Origin of the sequence: Saccharomonospora glauca K62 (assembly GCF_000243395.2) — a bacterium.
GTDB lineage: Bacteria > Actinomycetota > Actinomycetes > Mycobacteriales > Pseudonocardiaceae > Saccharomonospora > Saccharomonospora glauca.
In genome coordinates this window covers 1,282,673-1,303,995 of record NZ_CM001484.1, presented here as the reverse complement: position 1 = coordinate 1,303,995, position 21,323 = coordinate 1,282,673, and the positions used below count along the sequence as shown (strand labels likewise).

15 protein-coding genes, 1 tRNA gene and 1 pseudogene are annotated in these 21,323 nt (G+C 68.7%); 6 read left to right on the top strand and 11 right to left on the bottom strand.

Annotated elements, in window-relative coordinates:
* Positions 1-4 precede the first annotated feature (4 nt).
* Both SACGLDRAFT_RS06245 and ctaJ read right to left on the bottom strand, forming a co-directional pair.
* Positions 5-502 (bottom strand): DUF5130 family protein, encoded by a 498-nt coding sequence (locus SACGLDRAFT_RS06245; RefSeq protein WP_005462788.1) that lies wholly within the window; start codon positions 500-502, stop codon positions 5-7.
* On the bottom strand, positions 489-737 hold the full coding sequence (ctaJ, locus tag SACGLDRAFT_RS06240; protein ID WP_005462786.1) for an aa3-type cytochrome oxidase subunit CtaJ: 249 nt from the start codon (positions 735-737) through the stop codon (positions 489-491). Before ctaJ ends, SACGLDRAFT_RS06245 begins: the two co-directional genes overlap by 14 nt.
* A 284-nt stretch (positions 738-1,021) precedes the next feature.
* Here ctaJ and SACGLDRAFT_RS21805 point away from each other — a divergent pair, with 284 nt between their 5' ends.
* Entirely contained in the window at positions 1,022-1,327 is a 306-nt protein-coding gene (locus SACGLDRAFT_RS21805; protein WP_005462785.1) for a hypothetical protein, read from the top strand.
* An 18-nt stretch (positions 1,328-1,345) separates the two neighbouring features.
* Here the strand turns inward: SACGLDRAFT_RS21805 and SACGLDRAFT_RS06230 are convergent, their stop codons facing one another.
* Positions 1,346-2,074 carry an HNH endonuclease gene (locus SACGLDRAFT_RS06230; protein WP_005462784.1) on the bottom strand — a complete coding sequence of 243 codons (729 nt, stop codon included), beginning with the start codon at positions 2,072-2,074 and terminating at the stop codon, positions 1,346-1,348.
* A gap of 184 nt (positions 2,075-2,258) precedes the next feature.
* On the opposite strand from SACGLDRAFT_RS06230, the gene SACGLDRAFT_RS06225 reads away from it, so the two are divergent.
* Positions 2,259-3,248 (top strand): mechanosensitive ion channel family protein, encoded by a 990-nt coding sequence (locus SACGLDRAFT_RS06225; RefSeq protein WP_005462783.1) that lies wholly within the window; start codon positions 2,259-2,261, stop codon positions 3,246-3,248.
* Between the two features lie 50 nt (positions 3,249-3,298).
* Positions 3,299-3,709 (top strand): globin, encoded by a 411-nt coding sequence (locus SACGLDRAFT_RS06220; RefSeq protein ID WP_005462777.1) that lies wholly within the window; start codon positions 3,299-3,301, stop codon positions 3,707-3,709.
* 79 nt (positions 3,710-3,788) lie between these two features.
* On the opposite strand, the gene SACGLDRAFT_RS06215 is transcribed toward SACGLDRAFT_RS06220, so the two are convergent.
* Complete coding sequence (locus SACGLDRAFT_RS06215; RefSeq protein WP_005462776.1) at positions 3,789-5,198, bottom strand: LVIVD repeat-containing protein; 1,410 nt, start codon at positions 5,196-5,198, stop codon at positions 3,789-3,791.
* A gap of 146 nt (positions 5,199-5,344) precedes the next feature.
* On the opposite strand from SACGLDRAFT_RS06215, the gene SACGLDRAFT_RS06210 reads away from it, so the two are divergent.
* Positions 5,345-5,980 carry a DUF305 domain-containing protein gene (locus SACGLDRAFT_RS06210; protein WP_005462771.1) on the top strand — a complete coding sequence of 212 codons (636 nt, stop codon included), beginning with the start codon at positions 5,345-5,347 and terminating at the stop codon, positions 5,978-5,980.
* 10 nt (positions 5,981-5,990) lie between these two features.
* Here the strand turns inward: SACGLDRAFT_RS06210 and SACGLDRAFT_RS06205 are convergent, their stop codons facing one another.
* From SACGLDRAFT_RS06205 to SACGLDRAFT_RS06180, 6 genes are all read right to left on the bottom strand, one after another.
* Positions 5,991-6,626: a hypothetical protein gene (locus tag SACGLDRAFT_RS06205; RefSeq protein WP_005462770.1), complete on the bottom strand. Its 636-nt coding sequence runs from the start codon at positions 6,624-6,626 to the stop codon at positions 5,991-5,993.
* On the bottom strand, positions 6,623-7,084 hold the full coding sequence (locus SACGLDRAFT_RS06200; protein ID WP_005462769.1) for an acyl-CoA thioesterase: 462 nt from the start codon (positions 7,082-7,084) through the stop codon (positions 6,623-6,625). The genes SACGLDRAFT_RS06205 and SACGLDRAFT_RS06200 overlap by 4 nt, the downstream gene beginning before the upstream one ends.
* A gap of 11 nt (positions 7,085-7,095) precedes the next feature.
* Positions 7,096-12,078 (bottom strand): NAD-glutamate dehydrogenase, encoded by a 4,983-nt coding sequence (locus SACGLDRAFT_RS06195; protein ID WP_005462767.1) that lies wholly within the window; start codon positions 12,076-12,078, stop codon positions 7,096-7,098.
* Positions 12,079-12,177: 99 nt separating this feature from the next.
* Positions 12,178-14,292, bottom strand: coding sequence for a hypothetical protein (locus SACGLDRAFT_RS06190; protein ID WP_005462759.1), 2,115 nt, complete (start codon positions 14,290-14,292; stop codon positions 12,178-12,180).
* A 104-nt stretch (positions 14,293-14,396) separates the two neighbouring features.
* The gene (gene ettA / locus SACGLDRAFT_RS06185; RefSeq protein ID WP_005462758.1) at positions 14,397-16,073 is read right to left on the bottom strand and encodes an energy-dependent translational throttle protein EttA; all 1,677 of its coding nucleotides are present in this window, start codon (positions 16,071-16,073) and stop codon (positions 14,397-14,399) included.
* Positions 16,074-16,153: 80 nt separating this feature from the next.
* The gene (locus tag SACGLDRAFT_RS06180) at positions 16,154-18,121 is read right to left on the bottom strand and encodes a cytochrome c oxidase assembly protein (RefSeq protein WP_040918646.1); all 1,968 of its coding nucleotides are present in this window, start codon (positions 18,119-18,121) and stop codon (positions 16,154-16,156) included.
* A 425-nt stretch (positions 18,122-18,546) separates the two neighbouring features.
* On the opposite strand from SACGLDRAFT_RS06180, the gene SACGLDRAFT_RS06175 reads away from it, so the two are divergent.
* Entirely contained in the window at positions 18,547-18,993 is a 447-nt protein-coding gene (locus tag SACGLDRAFT_RS06175) for a peptidase inhibitor family I36 protein (RefSeq protein WP_005462756.1), read from the top strand.
* A 443-nt stretch (positions 18,994-19,436) separates the two neighbouring features.
* A tRNA-Arg gene (locus tag SACGLDRAFT_RS06170) sits at positions 19,437-19,510 on the top strand.
* A gap of 382 nt (positions 19,511-19,892) precedes the next feature.
* Here the strand turns inward: SACGLDRAFT_RS06170 and SACGLDRAFT_RS06165 are convergent.
* A pseudogene (locus tag SACGLDRAFT_RS06165) lies at positions 19,893-20,951 on the bottom strand (tryptophan--tRNA ligase).
* Positions 20,952-21,323: the final 372 nt, after the last annotated feature.

Sequence of the window (21,323 nt, the reverse complement as noted above, 5' to 3'; positions counted from 1 at the left end):
CGGCTCAGTTCCGCGGCGCGGAACCCGCCTGGTCGGCCATCATGCGCAGACCACTGACGAGACCTCCGATGAGGTCACCTTCCTTGAACGACGCGACCATGCTCATCACCGCGAGCTTGGCGCCCCGGTCGGACAGCCGCTGCTTGGCGTGAGCACCGGTGATCACCTCGACGACACGCTCACCGGGTGAGACGGCCACCAGGACCGCGTCGTCACCGCGTTCGCCGAGTGTGTCGTGGAGGGCCTCCGCGCCCGCTCGCGGCTCGTCGCCGAGCTCGCCGAGGTAGATGCTGAAGTCGAGACCGGTCTCCCGGCTGGCCAGAGTCAGCGCTTCGTCGAGGCGGGCGAGTTGCGCAGTGCTGAATGGTCCGGACGGAGCAGCGGGCTCGTACATCTGCGCGACCGAGACACGACCACTCGCCGTCACGGCGGCACCGGGCTGGAGTTCGGTGCCCTCAAGGCCCGTGGACGGGCTCTCCTTGGTCAGCTCACCAGTTGCCACTGGCACCTCCTCGAACCTTGGACGGAGCGGTGTCACCGTGCTCGGCGTCACCGGCGTGTCGCCGGCCCACGCCCTCCGGGTTGGCGGACCACCACACGGGCGGATAGTCCCACGCCTGTCCGGGGCGGTAGCGAGGCCTGCTCGCGAACTTCGACCGTAGCGTCACCAGCGCGAAGAAAACGAAGACGGCCAGTGGTATCGCCACGAAGACCAGGATCGTCTCGAGGATGCTCACGGCCGCAGAGTAGCCGACTGCCTCGTCCGCTACTCACCTGCCACGGTGAAACCTCACCCGGATAAATCCACACGGCCCCCTCCTCGCCCGCTTGCCACGTGGGCAGTCCCGCGATGAGGGGAAGGAGAGTTCGCGAAAGGTTGCACTTTCACGTACGGCCGGGGGCACCCTCCGAGAACATCTTGTTCACCCCGACAAAGGCTCGTACGTTTTTCACCTGTACGGGCCTTGCGCCATCGTCCCCGAGTCCTTATCAGGTCACCACGGTCACAGGAGGACCTGCCATGTTCACCACTTCGAGCGTCTCCCCGGTTGTCGTCGACGTCACTGCCCGTGGCACCCGTGTCACCTGCGGCACCAGGGTCACCCGCGGCATGCGAGTCACGCGCGGCACCAGGGTCACGCGCGGTACCAGGGTCACGCGCGGTACGCGGGTCACGGCCGGCACTCGGGTGACGATGGGAACTCGGGTCACCCGCGGTACTCGCGTGACCCACGGCACCCGTGTCACGGCGGGCACCCGCGTGACGAGGGGTACCCGCGTGACCCGAGGCACTCGGGTGACGATGGGCACGCGCGTCACCCGCTGAAGGTCCGACGGTGTCCCGTCAAGCCGCGGGAACACCCAGATAGCGCTGCCACAACGGGTCGGCCTCCTTGGCGTGCGCCAACAGCCGCCAATGGGGCCCACGCGGCTGGGTCGGCACAGTCCGCAGACGCCACCCCAACTCCGACAGGAGCTTGTCGGCCTTCCGGTGGTTGCACTTCGCGCAGCAGGCGACGCAGTTCTCCCACGAGTGCGCCCCGCCTCGACTTCGGGGCACCACGTGGTCGATGGTCTCCGCCCTGCCACCGCAGTAGGCGCACCGGAACCGGTCCCGATGCATCAAGCCCGCCCGCGTCAGCGGAACCTGTGCCCTGTAAGGTACGTGCACGTATCTGCTGAGCCTGATCACCGACGGTACTTCCACCGTCATCGTGGCCGAGCGCAGCGTACTCCCGGCCGGGTCCTCATGGACGACCTCCGCCTTGCCGCAAACGAGCAGCACGATGGCTCGTCGCAGCGGTAGCGCGGTGAGCGGCTCGAATGTGGCGTTGAGCAACAGGACACGCCGCTTCCCCGTTCCGGGCGACGTCGGACTCGGGCCGACGGACCCTCCGGGGTCCCGTGATCGGCGATGATGGGACCGAGTGACCCGCCCCACCCTCACTGGCGGGGCCGTGGGTGACGGTCCGACCATGCCGGTCGCCGGCACGCAGGGCGTGAACGTCTCGGGCGCCGACCCGGCGGGCTGCCGGGTCCCGGCGCCGTGAGGCCTAGGTTGTCGGTCTTCCACGCGACCACCTCCACCGGTGCAGCCCTAAGTCGACCACACATCGCCCCCCGAACGCACGTGCGTTCTGCTACCTGCCCCATCTGGGTACGGTTGCTGACGGACCGACTCCGGTCAACATGCCCCGATCGGCCCCCATGTCGAACCCGACGTGGGCCGGGCCACCCGAGGGAGGGAGCGCACCTCAGTGGAAGAGTTACTCGACGAGCCACCCACCTGCATCAACGAGGTAGGTACCTGGTGTGAGCAGGTCTATCGCCTCACCGGTAACGAATGGCTCGCCGCCTCGGCCGACTGGCTCGTGGCACGACCACTTCGCATTCTGCTCATCCTGCTCGGCGCGTTCCTGATCCGCTTCCTCATCCGCAAGCTGATCGATCGGCTCACCCGTCCCCCCGCCGACGACCCCGATTCCAACGGCAGCAGAGTCCCCGCCCTGCTTCGCCCCCTCAAGGAACGGGTGGCCCCCGAGGTCCTGGGGCCCGTCGCGTTGGAACGACGGCGACAGCGGGCTCAGACCATCGGCTCGGTGCTGAAGTCGATCACGAGCTTCGTGGTGTTCGGCCTGGCGTTCATCCTCATCCTCGGCGAGCTGGGCATCAACCTCGCCCCCATCCTGGCCTCCGCGGGGATCGTCGGTGTGGCCATCGGTTTCGGCGCCCAGAACCTCGTGCGGGACTTCCTGTCGGGCATCTTCATGATGCTGGAGGACCAGTACGGGGTCGGCGACGTCGTGGACGTCGGCGAGGCCGTCGGCACGGTGGAGTCCGTGGGCCTGCGCATCACCACGGTGCGCGACCTCAACGGCACGGTCTGGTACGTGCGCAACGGCGAGGTCCAGCGTGTCGGAAACTTCAGCCAGGGCTACGCCGTGGCCGTCGTGGACATCCCGCTCGGCTACGACACCGACGTGGAGAAGGCCACCGCCGTCCTGGAGCAGGTCGCCGAGAAGGCCGCCGAGCTGGAGGCGATCCGCCCCGACGTGCTCGAAAAGCCGCAAGTACTGGGTGTGGAGAACATCACTCCCGAGGCCGTACAGTTCCGTCTCACGACGAAGGTCCGCCCCGGCCGCCAATGGGCGGTCCAGCGCGCGTTGCGGGGCGAGATCATGCGGGCGTTGGAACGTGAGGGCTTCGACCCGCCACTCGGACGTTTCTTCGGCCCCGCGGACCGCTGACGACGGGGCCTCCGACGCCGGGAACCCGGCAGAATGGAGGTGTGACAGACGTGAGCAGTGCCCAGCCCTCCCAGTCGGCACCGTCGCCCGAGTCCTTCTACGAGGCCGTGGGCGGCGAGGAGACGTTCCGCAAGCTCGTCGCCCGCTTCTACTCCGAGGTGGCCAACGACGAGATCCTGCGGCCGATGTACCCCGAGGAGGATCTCGGCCCCGCGGAGGAACGGCTCCGGCTCTTCCTCATGCAGTACTGGGGCGGACCGCACACGTACTCCGAACGGCGAGGACATCCCCGCCTGCGGATGCGCCACATGCCGTTTCGGATCGGCCCGATCGAACGCGACGCCTGGCTTCGGGCCATGCGGATCGCCGTGGACTCCTCCGGCATCGAGGAGCCCTACCGCTCCCAGTTGTGGCAGTACCTGGAGATGGCGGCGAACTCGCTGATGAACACCTGGGAGTGAACTCCTCCCTCACACACGTCGGGCGCCGATCCCTCTCGACAGTGGGACCGGCGCCCGTGTGCTGTCAGCCCGTGACGCCTCAGCGGCGACCGTAGGAGGGTTGGGTCTGCGCGTTGAACTCGTCGAACTTCACCGACTTCGCCGGAGCCGTGCGCGGGTCACGCACATCCAGCACGTCGAACCCCTTCTGGATGTCCGACGAGTAGATGTAGCCGTTGTAGTAGTACGCCGACCACGAACCGCCGGTGATGTTCTCGGTGTCGGACAACGGGCCGCGCTCGAAGTAGGCGATCTCCTTCGGCCGGTCGGAGTCCGTGAACTCCCACACCGACACCCCGCCCTGGTACCAGGCCTGGACCATGATGTCGCGACCCTTCACCGGGATCAGCGAACCGTTGTGCGCCACGCAGTTCTCGGTGTCGGCCTGGTGCCGCGGGATCTTGTAGTAGCTGCGGAACTCCAGGTGGGCACGGTCGCCGGTGCCCTTGATGTCGTAGATCCCGTTCGCGCCGCGCTCGGGCCCGATCTCGGCGTTGCAGGTGGGCATGCCGCCACCGCCGAGCTCGTCGGTGAACACCACCTTGGTGCCCTCGTTGTTGAACGTGGCGCTGTGCCAGAACGCGAAGTTGGTGTTGTCCTGCACGCGGTCGATCACCCGCGGGTTCATCCGGTCGCTGATGTCGATCAGGATGCCGTCACCCATGCACGCCCCCGCCATGAGGTCCTTCTCCGGGTAGGCGGTCAGGTCGTGGCAGCCGGTGGTCTTGCTCGAATAGCCGTCACCGGGGTTGCCGCCGTCGGGGAACAGCACCGGCGTGGCCACCAGCTCGGCGTCCTCCGGGTGGTCGAGGGGCACCTCGACGATGGACACCTTGTCGTGCGGCGGCTGGCAGTTCGGCAGTTCCGGCGCGGGCGAGTACGACGACACGTACAGCAGCACGGAGTTCCGCTCCGGGGCGGGAACCATCGTGTGGGTGTGCGAGCCGCAGTCCGTGCGCACCGAGGCGACGTAGGTGGGGTTCGACAGGTCGCTGATGTCGAAGACCTTGATGCCCTCCCACGAGTTCGGGTCCGACGCCTGCGCGGGCTCGCTCACGCAGGAGTCGTTGGTGCGGGCGTAGTCCGTGGACAAGAACAGCAGATCGCCCGACACGGACACGTCGTTCTGCCCGCCGGGGCACAGGACCTGGCTGACCACCTTGGGCTTCTTCGGCTTCCTGACGTCGTAGATCGTGAAGCCGTCGTAGTTGCCCACGATGGCGTGCCCGCGGGTGAACGCGATGTCAGTGTTGAAGGCCGACTGGCCGGCGAAGGGGCCTTCCTTGTCCAGATGGGCGACTGGGTGCAGGTTGTGGCTGTGCACCACTTCGTCGACGTCCGGGATGTCGTTCTGCTGAGCCGCGGCGGGTGAACCGAGCCCCGCGACGGTCAGTGCCGCGGTAGCGATCAACACCCCGGCCAGACGTCCGCGTCTGCGTGCTGTGGTCACGCGGTTCTCCTCTCCCGGTCGGGTGGGTGAGTAATTGTGTAATTGTGATCAACCCGCCCACCAGGGGGCTAGCGACAATCGGACGGTTTGTCGGTAGCGGAGCGTAGCCGCTTGACTCGATGGAGTGCTCCTGCTGGGGTGGCCTCATGCGAGGTTCACTGCGGGTCTGTCTGGCCGCGATCCTGATACTCGGCGCCGGTTGCACGGCGGAACCGGAGCCCTCCGAGCAAGGATCACCCGACGTCATCGTGCCGCGGGGCCCGGGGGAGGCGGCGGACGTCATCCCCGGCGACCGGGCAGCGGAACACCCGCGCGAGGTCCCGGTCTCGGACGCCGACATCGATTACATGCGCATGATGATCCCGCACCACGAACAAGCGCTCGTGATGACGGATCTGGTGGCCGACCGCGCCGAGAGCGAACGGGTCAAGACCATCGCCGAACGCATCGCCGTGGCCCAGGAGGGCGAGATCGAGATGATGCGGTCCTGGCTGGCCGAGTACGCGCCGGACGCGGACGCACACGACCACGGCGGCCATGCCGGACACGTCGACATGCCCGGCATGGCCACCGCGGAACAACTCGACGAGCTCCGCACCGCCACGGGCGAGGAGTTCGACCGGCTGTTCTGCGAACTCATGATCACCCACCACGAGGGCGCGCTGACGATGGCCGAGGACTACCTCCCCAAGGGCATCGAACCGCGCGCACTGGAGATGGCGCAGGAGGTCGTCACCACCCAGACCGCGGAGATCGAACACCTCCGCGACATGATGCCGTGACCCCGTCCCCTTAAAGGAGCAGCGGCAGCAGCGCGTGCCGCCGCCGCAGCACCGCCCCGTAGCGGGCGTCGATCCGGAGCCAGGCGTCCGTGGTCGACACCCGCACCACGTCGTCGGTCAGCGAGGAGTCCACGAAACCCATTCCCGAGAGGGCGAACAGGCATCGCATCGGAACCTTGACCTCGTCGTGCTCCCCGGAGACCGTGAGCACGGTCTGGTCCATCAGGGACGCGGGCGGCGTGCCGTGCGGACCGACGTTCTCCCGCGCGAGTTCCACCCCTCGGTCGGCGAGGTCGCTCACGACGGTGACGGGCAGCGTGTCCAGGGCCCGCCAACTACCGGTGGGTGGCAGCTCGGACCGCCACAACAGGTCGCGCGGCGGTCCGGGGTCCATCCGGTCGGACCGCGCGACCGTGAGCGCCGCCAGGAGTTCGTTGCCGGACACGGTGACGTCCGACGGAGTCACCTTTCCCTCGACGGCGCGGGTCACGAGCACGTCGAAGGGGGTGGTGGCCCACGCCTCCACGAGGTGCTCGTTGCGCTGCCGCAACCGCACCACCGTGGCGGCGTCGAAGCGCACCGCCCTGGCCACGAACGCCCCCAGACTCTCCCGATCGCCCCGATCGGGAATTCGCAGTTCCGTCACGCCCCGCCTCCGCTCGGCACGTGCTCGGCCAAGAAGGCCCGCTCGGTCTCGGTGAGCCGACGCGGCCTGCTCCGTTCGAGGTCGTAGGGAGCGAGCACGGTGGTCGCCGTGGCGGCCACCGCGTCGTCCTCGGACGGCCCCGTCCGTACCCGGTAGTCGAGGGTGAACGAGGCGTGCCGCAGGTCCGCGAGCGTGATCTCGACTCGGACCTCCCGGCCGTCGACCACGATCGGCGCCCGATAGTCGACCCGCAGCCGCACCACGACGATTCCCTTGGCGAAGTCGGACAAGCCGCCCGAACCGCCCCCGGGGCCGTCGGTGCCGTCGCCGAAGAGCAACGGCACCCTGGCCTCCTCCAACAACGTCACCAGCCGCGCGTGGTTCACGTGCCCGAACGCGTCCATGTCCGACCATCTCGGCCGCACCCACACGACGTACTGGTCCGCCTCCCGTGCCATCACGTCGCTCCTCAATGGACCGTGCCGCGGATCTGCCGCACGGCCACCGAAAGCGTCGCCAGATCGAGCTTGCCGGAGCTCTCGATCTCATCCAGGGTGACCCGAGCCCGAGCCAACCTCGACGAGTTCACCTGCTCCCACTGCGCGATCTTGTCGTCCACACCGGCCTCGGGATCGCTGTGCCGCAGAGCGTCCAACGTGATCGCTCGCAGCGACGAGTACAGGTCGTCCCGCAACGCCAGCCGCGCCAACGCATGCCACCGGCTGCCCCGTTCGAGCGCGTTGACCGAGGTGAGCATGCGGTCCATGCCCAGGTGATCGGACAGCGCGTAGTACAGCTCGGCGGTCTCCTCCGGGCTGCGTTCGGCGGAGACCCCCACCTCACGCTCGGCCAGCTCCGCCACCTCGACGATGTCGAGCAGCGAGTAGCTGGGAAGCAGCAACGCGACCCGGCGGGCGAGGTCCTCGGGAACGCCCTGCTCCCTGAGCCTCTCCGTCTCCCGTCGCACGGCCTCGGCCTCCCGACCGCGCAGGAGGTCACCCAGCTTCGGCACCAACCTGCCGACGTGCCCGGCGAACCGGCTGATCTCGGCACCCACCGCGAGCGGCTGCGGCCGGTTGGTGAGGAACCACCGGGCCGCACGATCGAGCAGCCTGCGGGTCTCCAGCACCATCGAGTCGGCCACGTCGGTGGGCACGACGTTGTCGAGCGCCTCGATGCCCCGCCACACCGCGGGCAGGTCGTACACGTTGGTGACGACCGCGAAGGCCCGCACCGCGTCCGTGCCCGTCGCGTTGAGCTCCTCGGCGAGCCGGAACGCGTACGACACGCCCGCGCCGTCGACGACCTCGTTCACCAGCAACGTCGTGGTGATCTGCCGACTGAGCGGGTGCTTCGCGATCTCGTCGGCGAAGTCACGCCGCAACGGAGTGGGGAAGTACTCCGGGAGCCTGCGGGCGAACACGTCCGCGTCCGGAAGGTCGCTGTCGAGGATCTCGTCCTTGAGGTCGAGCTTGACGTGCGCGAGCAGCGTGGCCAGCTCGGGCGAGGCCAACCCCTCTCCCGCCTTCTCACGCGCCGCGAACTCCGCCTTGCTCGGCAGAGCCTCGAGCTCGCGGTCGAGAGCGCCCTTCTGCTCCAGGGCGGCCACCAGCCTGCTGTGCACCGAGAGCATCGACTCGGCGTGCGCCCGGCTGACCCCGAGGACGTTGTTCTGCCGATAATTGTCGGTCAGGACGAGCCGCGCGACCTCGTCGGTCATCTCCTCCAACAAGGTGTTGCGCTGCTCGGGCTTCAGCTCGCCCTTCGCCACGAGCTGATCGAGCAGGATCTTGATGTTGACCTCGTGGTCGGAGCAGTCGACCCCGGCGGAGTTGTCGAGAGCGTCCGTGTTGATCTTGCCGCCGTGCCGGGCGAACTCGATCCGGCCGCGCTGGGTGAAGCCGAGGTTGCCGCCCTCACCGACGACCTTGACACGGAGCTGACTGCCGTTCACGCGCACGGCGTCGTTGGCCTTGTCGCCCGCGTCGGCGTGGGTCTCGCTCTCCGCCTTGACGTAGGTGCCGATACCACCGTTCCACAGCAGGTCCACCGGCGCCAGCAGGATCGCCCGGATCAACTCGGCGGGCGCCATCGACGTGACGTCGTCGGCAAGCCCGAGTGCCCGGCGCACCTGGGGGCTGATCGGGATGGTCTTCGCCGACCGCGGATAGACCCCACCGCCCTCGCTGATGAGCGAGCGGTCGTAGTCGTCCCACGACGACCTCGGCATCTCGAACAGCCGCTTGCGCTCCCGGTACGACGTCGCGGCGTCGGGGTTCGGGTCGAGGAAGATGTGCAGGTGGTTGAACGCGGCCACGAGCCGGATGTGCTCCGACAGCAGCATTCCGTTGCCGAAGACGTCCCCAGCCATGTCGCCGATGCCGACGACCGTGAAGTCCTCGCTCTGCGTGTCCTTGCCGAGTTCCCGGAAGTGCCGCTTGACACTCTCCCACGCGCCCCGCGCGGTGATCCCCATCGCCTTGTGGTCGTAGCCGCGTGAACCACCCGAGGCGAACGCGTCACCGAGCCAGAAGCCGTAACTCGCCGCCACCTCGTTGGCGATGTCGGAGAACGTCGCCGTGCCCTTGTCGGCGGCCACCACGAGGTAGTTGTCGTCGCCGTCGTAGCGCACGACGTCCCGCGCGGGTACCGTCCTGCCGTCGACGAGGTTGTCGGTGAGATCCAGCAGACCCGAGATGAACATGCGGTAGCACGCGATGCCCTCGCGCTGGTGGTTCTCCCTGTCGATGCCGGGGTCGCCGGTCGGCTTCGGTGGTTTCTTCACCACGAAACCACCCTTGGCTCCCACCGGGACGATGACGGAGTTCTTCACCGCCTGCGCCTTGACCAGGCCCAGGATCTCGGTGCGGAAGTCCTCGTGACGGTCCGACCAGCGCAGACCGCCGCGCGCGACGGAACCGAACCGCAGGTGCACGCCCTCGACGCGAGGCGAGTACACGAAGATCTCGTACGCCGGGCGAGGTTCCGGGAGGTCGGGAATCTGCTGCGGGTCCAGTTTGAACGCCAGGTACGGGCGCGGAGAGCCGTTCTCGTCCGTGACCCAGTAGTTCGTCCGCAACGTCGCCGAGATGACCGCCAGCAACCGACGCAGGATGCGGTCGGTGTCCAGGCTGGTCACCGCGTCGATCATCGAGTTGATTTCGGCGACCTGCGCCTCGACGTCCTCGGCGCGGTGGCTGTCGTCGTGGCGCGGCGCGAAACGCAGTTCGAACAACCGCACTAGCGCCTTGGCGACGTCCGTGTGCGCGAGGATGGCCGACTCGATGTAGCCCTGCGAGTACTGCGACCCGGCCTGCCTCAGGTAACGCGAGTACGCCCGCAGCACCGCGGCCTGCCGCCACGTGAGTCCCGCCTTCAGCACCAAGGCGCTGAAACCGTCGCTCTCGGCCAGGCCGTGCCACGCCGCGGCGAACGCGTCCTGGAAGCGCACGCGCAGGTCGTCCTCGGCGGCGTCACCGAGCTCTGCCAGCACCCGCGGCTCGATCCGCAGGCCGAAGTCGTAGATCCAGCTCCGGTTGCCGTCCTCGGTCTGCACCTCGTAGGGCCGCTGGTCCACCACCTCGACACCCATGCGCTGCAACATCGGCAGCAGTGTGGACAGCGTGACGCCCTCGCGCAGGTACAGCTTGAACCGCCGCTCGCCCGGCGCCGCGTCGGCGGGCAGGTAGAACGACATGTCCAACGAGTCCGGCTCGATCAGCGCCTCCAGCTTGCGCAGATCGGCCAGCGCGGTCTCGGCGTCGAAGTCCTCCTTGTACGCCTCCGGGAAGGCCGAGGCGAACCGCTGCGCCTGCTCGGTCGCCGACTCCTCACCGGCCAACGTGACGGCCTTGCCGTTGCCCGCCCGCGCCCTGCGCTCGGCCAGGATCGCCTCCACCAGCGAGTCGTCCCACGTGCGGACGGCCTCGTTGAGCCGCTCCTGGATGCGAACGGTGTCCGGTTCGGTGACGGCGCCCGGTTCGGTGTAGACGGTGAAGTGGATCTGCGCGAGCAGGGTCTCGCCGAGACGGGTGCTGTACTCCAGCGACCTGCCTTCGAGTTCGTCCAGCAACACCTGCTGCATGGCCAGCCGCGACCACGTGGTGTACCGGTCACGGGGCAGGAACACCAGGCACGAGTAGAAACGTCCGTACGGGTCCTTGCGCAGGAACAAGCGCAGCCTGCGGCGGTCGGCCAACGTGATCGCACCCGTCGCCGTGGCGTAGAGCGAGTCGGCGTCGGCCGACAACAGGTCGGTCAGCGGCCAGTTCTGCAGCACGTCCAGCATCCGCTGTCCCGAGTACGACTCCATCGGGAACCCGGCCCGGTGGATGACCTCGCGGACACGCCGGTTGACCACGGGGATGTCGAGGACGTCCTCGTGCAGGGCCGACGAGGTGAACATGCCGAGGAAGCGGTGTTCGCCCGTGACCCGGCCCTCGTCGTCGAAGGTCTTCACTCCGACGTAGTACGGGTAGATCGGCCGGTGCACAGTGGACGGTGAGCTCGCGTGGGTGAGCACGAGCAGCGTGGGCGACAACACGCGGGAGTCCGTGTCGGGCCCCTTGGTGAGGCTCCGCGCGGCGAGACTGTCCTGCCGCAACACTCCGAGCCCGGACGCCAGCACCGCCCGCAGCACGGGCTCGTCACCGGACCGCGACTCGGGAACGACCTCGTAGTGGCGGTAGCCCAGGAACGTGAAGTGATTGTCCGCGAGCCACCGCAGCAGCGCGGCCCCCTCGGCGACCTCCTCCTCCGGCAGGGGCGGCGGGTGCTCCTCCAGCGAGACCGCGATGTCGATCGCGGCCTGGGTCATCTTGTCGGTGTCCTCGACGACCTCCCGGACGTCGCTGAGCACCGCGACCAGCTTGTTGTCCAGGTCCCTCGCCCGTGCGGGGTCGCCGATCGGGTCGATCTCCAGGTACATCCACGACTCGGCGGCCGCGCCCGCCGGGGGCTGCGCGACGTCCGCCTTCGGGTGGATCTCCTGCAGCGCACCCGTGACGTCCCTGCTCACGACCACGATCGGGTGCACGATGCGCTGTACCTGGACCCCGCTGCGGGACAGCTCGGCGGCCACGGAGTCCACCAGGTAGGGCATGTCGTCCGTGACGACCTGCACCACCGTGGCTTCCCGCGCCCACCCGTCGTGGGCGGCGTTCGGGTTGAACAACCGGACGGCCGGCCTGCCGGGAACGCGCTGCCGAGCGAGTTCCATGTGCGACCTGACGGCCCCGACCAGATCGGTCGGATCGTCACCGAGGATCTCCTCTGCGGGGACGAGTCGGTAGTACAGCCGAACGAGGTCCGCGATGTCCGGTGCCTGCGCGGCGGCCGCCTCGACGAGTTCGTCGCGGATCTGCTCCGGGCTCCGAGGCCGGCCGGGCGGGTCGGTGTTCACATCCTCCGTGCCGGGGTGGATCGATGTTCCGGTCGAGTGTATGTCAGGCAACCCAACTCTCCACTGTCCTGGCTAGACCCCAACGTCACGCCTCTCCCCGCTACTGTCCCACGGCCCCTGAACAGCGGTTGCCAGGCCCCCTGTGATGCGCTAGCCGTTGCCCCGGTGTTTGCCGTTGACGGACGACTGATCGTCGTCCACGCCGAGCTGCCTGACCAACGCCGCGGCGCTGGCGGTACCCGCCTGGTGCTCGGCCAGCGCCCTGGCCAGCAACTCCGCGAGCCCCGCGTCCGGAGGAGGATCGTCCGCGGGAACGCGATAGTCGGTGCTCGGGCCGGAGGAGAACTGCTCCGTGTGGTCGGAGGTGGCCTCCGCCGTGTCCCGACCGCTCGACCCGTTCACCGAGGATTCGGTCGCCGAGACGGTCTCCTCCTTCACCGGAGCCAGCGACGGCGGCAGTTTGAGCCGGGGCAGCCACCCGTAGGAGTCGGCCGAGGAATCGGTCGTGGTCTCGGTCCGTTCGACCGGCTCGGGGCGGGACGGCGACGAGTCGGTCGCGCTCGACTCCGGCTGGTCGGACACCGCCCGCTGCAAAGACGCGACGCTCTCCTTGTCCTTGTCTTTGTCCTTGTCGGCCCGGCGTCGCCCGCCACCACCCGGCGAGATCCCCAGCCGGTCGAGCACCGACCTCGCCGTGACGGAGCCGTGTTCGGCGTCGTGCCGAGTCTTCCGCGTGGCCCCCGACGTCTCCTCCTCGGGCTCCGGCTTGCGCCGTCGCCGCCTCGGTTCGGGCGGTGGGGTGTCGTCGGTGATCACGGGGGTGACGGCGGTGACCTCGGTGGCCGACACGTCGTCGTCCTCGCTCCGCCTCGGCGCGGGGGTTTCGGCCACGTTCGCGGGCGCGGACCGCGTCGGCTCCGACCGCGGGGTGGGCTCCTCGTCGGCGGGAGGCGGAGCCAACCGCAGCATCGGCAGCACCACCCTGGGCCTCGACGAACCATCGCGTTCGTCCGCCCTGCGCCTGCCACCGGTCCGGCCGAAGGTCTCGGCCGACGGCTCGGACGAGGTCCGCTGAGCGGGAGGCTGGGGCGCCGCCGACGCGGAAGCCGCCTGCGCCGCTGCCGCCACCATCTCCGCCAGGTCGACGGGCGCCTGCTCCCCGGCACCGAACACGCCGGTGAGCAGGGCACGGGCCTGACTGCTCACACGCGTGTACAAGTGCTCGGCGGAACGCGCGCGATACAGGCACTGAACCGCTTCGCTCGCCTGGCCGATGCGCTCCTCGACGTGGGCCAGCTCCAGCCACAACCGCGCCGTCAACGAGTACAGACCGTGCCTGCTCGCACTGTGGACGGCCTCACGCAGGGTCCGCGCGGCCGTCTCGGCCGAGCCGTTCACCAGGTGCACGCGGGTGGCGACGGCCATCCTCAGCCACGCCATCGGCGCGACGGCGGCGGCGCGCTCGGGCTGGGCCAACAGCGGCTCGGCCACCTCCAGCGCCATGTCCACGTCGCCACGGTCGAGCAGCGAGCAGACCAGTTCGAGTACCAACCGGACGCGGGCCAGACCGCCGTCCGCTCCGGGGTCCGACAGGTCGTCCAGGAAACCTATTCCCGTGCGCGCGGCGTCGGCGGCGCTCACCAGGTCACCGTGCCGCCTGCGGTGCGCCGACACCCCGACCCGCAACAACGCCCTCGCGACCAACCGGTCGTCGTCGGAAAGCCGGGAGTCACGGGAGATCAGACGGTCGCCCTCCATCAGCACCCGGTCGAGTTCGGCCTTGCGGCCGAAGGTGCCGAGGCAACCGACGAGATGGCACAACGCCGCGGCCCGCTGCACCGACGACAAACCGCCGACGGTCAGCACCGGCCGGAGCGCCGCCAACCCCGTCAGGGGCGCCCCCACCGACCGTGCACACACCGCGAGGTCGGTGCGCAACTGCGCCACGAGAACGGAATGTCCCGCGTCCTCGGCCGCCCGCAACGCCGTCACGGCTCGACCCACCGTGGACGCCCGATGCCCCAATTGGATCTTCGAGTGAACGGCGAGGCTCTCCGCGCGGATCCACAGCTCATTGTCCCCGCACGCCTCCGCCACGGCCGCGGCTCGCTCGCCGAGGATGAGAGCCAGCTCGGGAGCCCTCACCCGCAGGGCCGAAGCCCGCTCCACCAGACGCTCGGCGGAAGCCGAGCCCCCGGTCATGCCGCCGGACGCCGCTCTCCGGTCACCCGCCGCACTTTCGCTTGTCTGCTCAGTGGTCGCCACTGGGTCTGTCCTCAACTGTCGGCTCCGGGGCTCTGACTCCATCGCGCGGGACGTGGGAACGGCGAGGTCCCGTCGCCTCGCCGTTCCCACGTCCCACTACGACGTCAGTCGCGGGTCAGTTTCCGATGAGTCACCCGGTGCGGCCTGGCAGCTTCCGCCCCCAGTCGCTCGACCTTGTTCTTCTCGTAGCCTTCGAAGTTGCCCTCGAACCAGAACCACTTCGCCGGGTTCTCCTCGGTCCCTTCCCAAGCGAGAATATGGGTCGCGACCCGGTCGAGGAACCACCTGTCGTGCGAGATCACCACGGCGCAGCCGGGGAACTGCTCCAAAGCGTTCTCCAGCGAACCGAGCGTTTCGACGTCGAGGTCGTTGGTCGGCTCGTCGAGCAGGATCAGGTTGCCGCCCTGCTTCAACGTCAACGCCAGGTTCAACCGGTTGCGCTCACCGCCCGAGAGCACGCCCGCGGGCTTCTGCTGGTCCGGTCCCTTGAAGCCGAACGCGCTCACGTACGCGCGCGACGGCATCTCGGTCTGCCCGACGTGGATGTGGTCCAGCCCGTCGGACACCACTTCCCACACCGTCTTGTTCGGGTCGATGCCCTCGCGCTGCTGGTCGACGTAGGAGAGCTTGACGGTCTCGCCGATCCGCACCTCGCCCGAGTCCGGCTTCTCCAGCCCCACGATCGTTTTGAACAGCGTCGTCTTACCGACGCCGTTGGGACCGATGACCCCGACGATGCCGTTGCGCGGCAACGTGAACGAGAGGTTGTCGATCAGCAGCCGACCGTCGAAGCCCTTGCTGAGGTTCTCGACCTCCACGACGACGTTGCCCAGCCGCGGCCCCGGCGGGATCTGGATCTCCTCGAAGTCCAGCTTGCGGGTCTTCTCCGCCTCCGCGGCCATCTGCTCGTAGCGCTCGAGACGCGCGCGGGACTTGCTCTGGCGGGCCTTCGCGTTGGAGCGGACCCACTCCAGTTCCTTCGCCAGTCGCTTGGCGAGCTTGGCGTCCTTCTTGCCCTGGACCTCCAACCGTTCCCGCTTCTTCTGCAGGTAGGTGGAGTAGTTGCCCTCGTAGCCCTCGACGCGTCCCCGGTCCAGCTCCATGATCCACTCGGCGACGTTGTCGAGGAAGTACCGGTCGTGCGTGACGGCGAGGACCGCACCCGGATAGGTCGCCAGGAACTGCTCCAGCCACTGAACGCTTTCCGCGTCGAGGTGGTTGGTGGGCTCGTCGAGCAGCAGGAGGTCCGGCTTCGACAGCAGCAGCTTGCACAGCGCGACCCGACGCCGTTCCCCACCGGAGAGGTGGGTCACCGGCTCGTCGCCCGGCGGGCAACGCAACGCGTCCATCGCCTGTTCGAGCTGCGAGTCGAGCTCCCACGCGTCCGCGTGGTCGAGCTCCTCCTGCAGCTTGCCCATCTCCTCCATCAGCTCGTCGCTGTAGTCGGTGGCGAGCAGGTTGGCGATCTCGTTGAATCGGTCGAGTTTCACCTTGATGTCGCCGAGGCCTTCCTCGACGTTGCCGCGCACCGTCTTCTCCTCGTTGAGCGGCGGCTCCTGCAAGAGGATGCCCACGCTCGCGCCCGGCTGGAGGAACGCCTCGCCGTTGCTCGGTTGGTCGAGCCCAGCCATGATCTTCAGAACGGTGGACTTACCCGCACCGTTCGGCCCCACCACGCCGATCTTGGCGCCGGGGTAGAACGCGGTGCTGACGTCGTCGAGGATGACCTTGTCCCCGACGGTCTTGCGCACCTTCTTCATGGTGTAGATGAACTCGGCCATACCCCCGATCGTAGAGCGAGGCCGAGGCCGCCCGTACCCCGGTCACCGGTGGGTCACTCGGCGTACGGTGGGCACGCCCGTCAGTCGCGGGAACCGTCCCGCTGCGCCAACTGTTTCAACATGGCGTTGTAGGCGGCCAGCTCCGCGTCACCGGTGGCCTCCTCCCGGCGATCCCGCCGCTTCGCCTCGCGCTCGTCGCTGCGCGTCCACTGCACGAGCAACGCGATCATGACGATCAGGACGGGCAACTCCCCGGACGCCCACGCGATACCGCCGCCGACGCGCTGATCGTCCAGCAGACCGTCGACCCACGGAAGATCCAGCGAGCGGTAGAAGCCCTCGCCGATCACCGTCTGCATGTTCATGAGGATCACGCCGAAGAAGGCGTGGAACGGCACGGACGCCAGCAGCAGACCGAGCTTGCCCAGCGGCGGCAACTGCCGGGGAGCCGGGTCGATGCCGATGATCGGCCAGAAGAACACGTAACCCGCCAGCAGGAAGTGCGCGTTCATCGCCAGATGCGCCCAGTGCTGGTCGAGCGCGACGTCGAACAGGCCCGAGTAGTACAGGACGTAGAACGACCCGACGAAGACGACCAACGCGACGACCGGGTTGGTGAGCACCCTGGCGATCGGCGAGTGCACCAGGGCGAGCACCCATTCCCTGGGCCCCGGCGGCCGCCCCCGGCCCGCGGGCGGCAGCGCCCGCAGCGCGAGCGTCACCGCACCCCCGAGCACCAGCAGGATCGGCACCAGCATGTTCAGCGTCATGTGCGTGATCATGTGGATGCTGAACATCGCGGGCGAGTAGCGGCCGAGACCCGACGAGGTGGCCAGCAACAGCATCGCGCAGCCGGACAACCACGCCACCGTCCGTCCCACCGGCCAGACGTCCCCGCGGCGGCGTAGCCTGCGCACCCCCGCGAGGTAGAGCACGGCGAGCACGATGGCCGCCGTGCCGTAGACCAGGTCGAAACGCCATTCCGTGAACACGCCGAGCGGCGTGAGCGCGGTGTCGAGGTCGTAGCCGATGAGCAACTCGACGGTGGAGGGCTGCGCCGCGATCTCCCTCGGCGGCGGGGTCCGCGACAGCGCCGTGGCCAGGCCGAACGTCACGAACATGACCAGCACCTCGACGGCGGCCAGGCGCACCAGCGTGCCACCGCCCACGCCCTCGGCGAGCTCCCGCACGCTGCGCTTGCGGTGTTGGTGACCGAACACGCCGAGCACCGCGATCGCGACGATCTTCGCGAGCACCACCAGCCCGTAGTCGGTGGTGAGGAGCTGCTCGGGCGCCACCCGCACGAGCGCGTTCACCACGCCCGAGACGCCCAACACGATCCAACAGACCAGTGCCGTCGTGGAGAACCGCGAGGCCGCCAACGGCAGGTGGTCCCCCCTGCGCCGGGCGTGCGCCAGCAGGGCGATGAGCCCGCCCACCCACAACGCCGCGCCGACCAGGTGGAACAGCAGGCTGTTGGTGGCCACGTCGTGCGCGCCGCCGCTCGCGGAGTGCCCCGTGGCGGCGATCGGCAGCAGCCCCCCGACGGAGAGGAAGAACAGCACCACGGTCCAGCCCCACGACAGCACCAGGCGACAGCCCAGCGCCAGCAGCAGCGCGACGACGGCCGTGAGCAACCAGCCCTTCGGCTGTTCGAGGGCCTCGACGTAGTTCACCAGCACCACGGGGTCGAACACGTCGGTGACGGGCTTGCCCGCGCCGTCGGCCGCGGTGAAGAACACCGACGCGATCGCGAAGAGGAACCACACCCACGCGGCCGTTCCCGCCGTCCGCAGGCCCGCGTAACCGTCCACGTCGAGCGTCCCCGACTTCTGGGGCGGCACGAGGAACGCCGCCAGCAGCAACGAGCCGATGCACACCGCGGCGGAAAGGTCGGAACCGACCCGCACGGCCATGATCCCGTAGCGGGTGAGGTCGCCGGGATCGGTCAGGCCGGCCACCCCGTAGTTCAGGCCGCCGGTGAGGACGACGATGCCCACCGCGACGGCGACGGCGAGCAGCCCACCCACGAGCAGGAGCGAGCCCAACGCGGCGCGACGACGGGGTTGTCGCCGAGGCGCTGTCCCGGTCTCGGCGCTCGCTGCACCGCTGTCGGGTGCGTCGGGTTTGGCTTCCGCGGACACGCTACGAGGGTATGCCCAGCTCATCGAGACCCCTTCGGCGGAGGGCGCCGGATGTGTGGCGGCTCGCGCCGTTCGCGTCGTTTCCTTTCGACGGGAACCCCGAACCCGGAGCGTCGAGACACCGGAAGATCCGCCCCGTAACACACCTGGCACACCGGGTAGGCGATCTCGGTCTCGCTGGGGACAACTTTCACCCCACCGTGGCAGTCCCCCGCGGTTGTCCACAGGGCCACGTTCCTCGTCCTGACATCCCCTCCCCCAACCAGCCATCGTGGATCACACCAGGCCACTCGGCCACGGAGACCGACGCACAAGAGGGGAGACCGTCCGTGAACCGACACTCGCACCGCCGCACTCTCGCCGCCGTGTCCGCCCGTCCCCGCGCCGCTCGGCGTCGACGCGCGGTGGTGTTCCTGTCCGGCCTGGCCTTCACACTGGCAGCGAGCGTGGCCCCCACCACCGTGGCACACGCGGAGGGCGCGGCCCGGCCTCGTGGGGCCTCCGCGTGCGAGACGGGTGAGTTCTGCCTGTGGTCGGAAGCCGACTACGGCGGCACCCTCGTCCGCCTCGATCTTCGCAACACCAACCCCGAGGAGTGCAGACCGCTTCCCGACGGGATGACGGCGCGGTCGTTCAGCAACCTCATCGATCGGCACGTCACCGTCTATCAGGACGCGCACTGCTCCACGGAGGCCGATTTCAGTACCTATCCCGGACCGGGCACGTTCGTGCCGCGAAGTCCGTACGTGGTGCGGGCGGTGCAGATCTGGAACTGACCGCTCCCCGCCCACGCTCCGATCCGAGCCACGACGTCACCGCGGCAGGGGAACCCGTGCGTGACGACGTGGGTTCGGGGGCCGCCGCCTGCCCCGACCGCGCGGCCCTGCCCCGGACGTCCGACCGCCGCCCGACGTCCGGGGCCCCGGCCCGGTGAGCGGTCTCACTTCGACGGTGATCACTCACCGGGCCGGACACAGGCGATCGAAATCCTCGTTTCAAGAATCTCGACGGAGCGGAGGAACACTCCGACACGTGCCAACGGGCCCCGAGCTGGCGTTACACCACGGGCAAGTCGGCTGATCACGATTACGCTTACCTTGAGCGAAGATTAGGTCACCAACTCGGGTGAGGGATGAAACGAATCTCCGGTGTCGAGCGATCAGGCAGGTAGCGGTGACTAAGCTAGGTCACGTGCAGTGACCAAGCACGGTCGCCACAAGCCTCCGTAGCTCAGCTGGATAGAGCAAGAGCCTTCTAATCTCTAGGTCGCAGGTTCGAATCCTGCCGGGGGCGCAAAACCCTGCTCGGTCCCCAGGGGGACCGAGCACGACTGCTCGTGCTCAACCCGTGTCATACGCGGGTCGAGCATGCACTGACCGACGAACTGGCCGAGCTCGCCATTGGGATCGGGATGGTCCCGTTACTCCAACACGGTACGTGTAATCGTGATTCCCTTTCGTGTTCAAGGCACTCCCGTCCGGGTCGCTTGCCCAACGACCGTGGGTCCGCGGCAGCGGGACGCCGAACATGCGACTGACCCTCCCGGCGCCCCGACGCGGACCGGACCGTAACCCGCAGCGGCCCGACAGCCCGATCCGGACCTCCGGCCGCATTCCGGTAGCGAATCGACGGGAATCAGTTCCGGCGTGGGAACGCGACATCGACCGCCTGACGATCAGTACGCCATTCCCATGTGCTCCCGCACCCGCTGGAGACAGTCGGCAGCTGTCGCCCGAGCTTTCTCGTTGCCCCGTTCGAGAATTCGTCGCACCTCGGCGCGATCGCGCGCGTACTCCGCGCGGGCTTTCCTGATCGGACGTAGATGTTCGTTGACGCTCTCCGTCACGACTTTCTTGAGCGTGCCCGCGCCGCCGTCACCGATCTCCTCGGCGAGGTCCCGAGGCGACCGGTCCTGGCAGAGCGCCGCGAGCAGGACGAGGCTGGACACCTCGGGACGGTTCTCGGGATCGTAGGTGATCCGCCGTTCCGAATCGGGCTTCGCGCGCTTGATCAAACGAGCCGTCTCGTCCTCGCCGGCGGAGAGCGGGATCGTGTTGTTCCGACTCTTGCTCATCTTCTGCCCGTCGAGCCCGAGCAAGGACGGAGCCTCGCTGAGCAGGGCGTCCGGTTCCGGGAAGAGCTTCCCGTAGCGGTTGTTGCCCTCCGGGCGATCAATCGCGTCACTTCTAGATGCGGCAGCTGGTCCTTGCCGACGGGAACCAGGTTCGCCCCCACACGCCAGTATGTCGGCGGCCTGGTGCACGGGGTAGGTGAACATCAGGCCGCTCACCGCGGCCTGCCTGCTCGCGGCGATCTCCTCCTTCACGGTGGGGTTGCGGCCGAGTTCCGCGACGGTCACGAGGCTGAGGAACGGAAGCAGAAGCTGATTGAGCTCGGGCACCTGGCTATGGGCGAACACGGTCGCGCCCGTGGGGTCGATGCCCACCGCCGGGTAGTCGAGCACGAGCCCCTCCACGTACTCGGGGAGGTTCTCCGCGACGTCGCGGTCGGTCAGGACCTGGTAGTCGGCGATGAGCACGAACGTCTCGACGCCGAGCCGCTACAGCCGCACCCGATTGCGCAGGCTGCCGAAGTAGTGGCCCACGTGCAGCGCCCCGGTGGGACGGTCACCGGTGAGCACCCGGGGCCCCCGCGGGTCCTTGGCGATCTCGTGTGCCAGTTCCTCGCTGCGTTGGTGAGCCGCCCGAAGCGACGATGCGAAAGATCCAGTCATGGCGCGCCTTTCACGGTCGGTGGGTCGTCTGCCGACCAGGCGCGTCGCACGGGGATCGCGGGGCCGTCGCAGACGGCCCGTACGCACAGCAATGGCCGCCTTAGGGCAGCCACCACCACATGCGACGAATGATCACGCTCGCATTCTACTACCGTCCGGGTGCTGCGCGAGGCTCCAGCCGAACCCCCACCCACGCCGGACGAGCTGATTGCCGTGGCGTGACGCCGCGCCCGGTGCTTCGTCGAGGAGTTCCGTCCGCAGACGCGGGAACTCCTCGACACTGGGCGGCCCCCAGCCCGCGCAGCGCTGCCGGTGAGCCGAAGGCGTGGTAGATCGCCGTCGGACACGCCACTCGTCGCGGGGGCCCTTCGA

Bases quoted from the DNA above. Each gene is read 5' to 3' on its own strand.
- SACGLDRAFT_RS06200 (WP_005462769.1), bottom strand. From the start codon at position 7,084: ATGGCACGGGAGGCGGACCAGTACGTCGTGTGGGTGCGGCCGAGATGG.
- SACGLDRAFT_RS21805 (WP_005462785.1), top strand. From the start codon at position 1,022: ATGTTCACCACTTCGAGCGTCTCCCCGGTTGTCGTCGACGTCACTGCC.
- ettA (WP_005462758.1), bottom strand. From the start codon at position 16,073: ATGGCCGAGTTCATCTACACCATGAAGAAGGTGCGCAAGACCGTCGGG.
- SACGLDRAFT_RS06210 (WP_005462771.1), top strand. From the start codon at position 5,345: ATGCGAGGTTCACTGCGGGTCTGTCTGGCCGCGATCCTGATACTCGGC.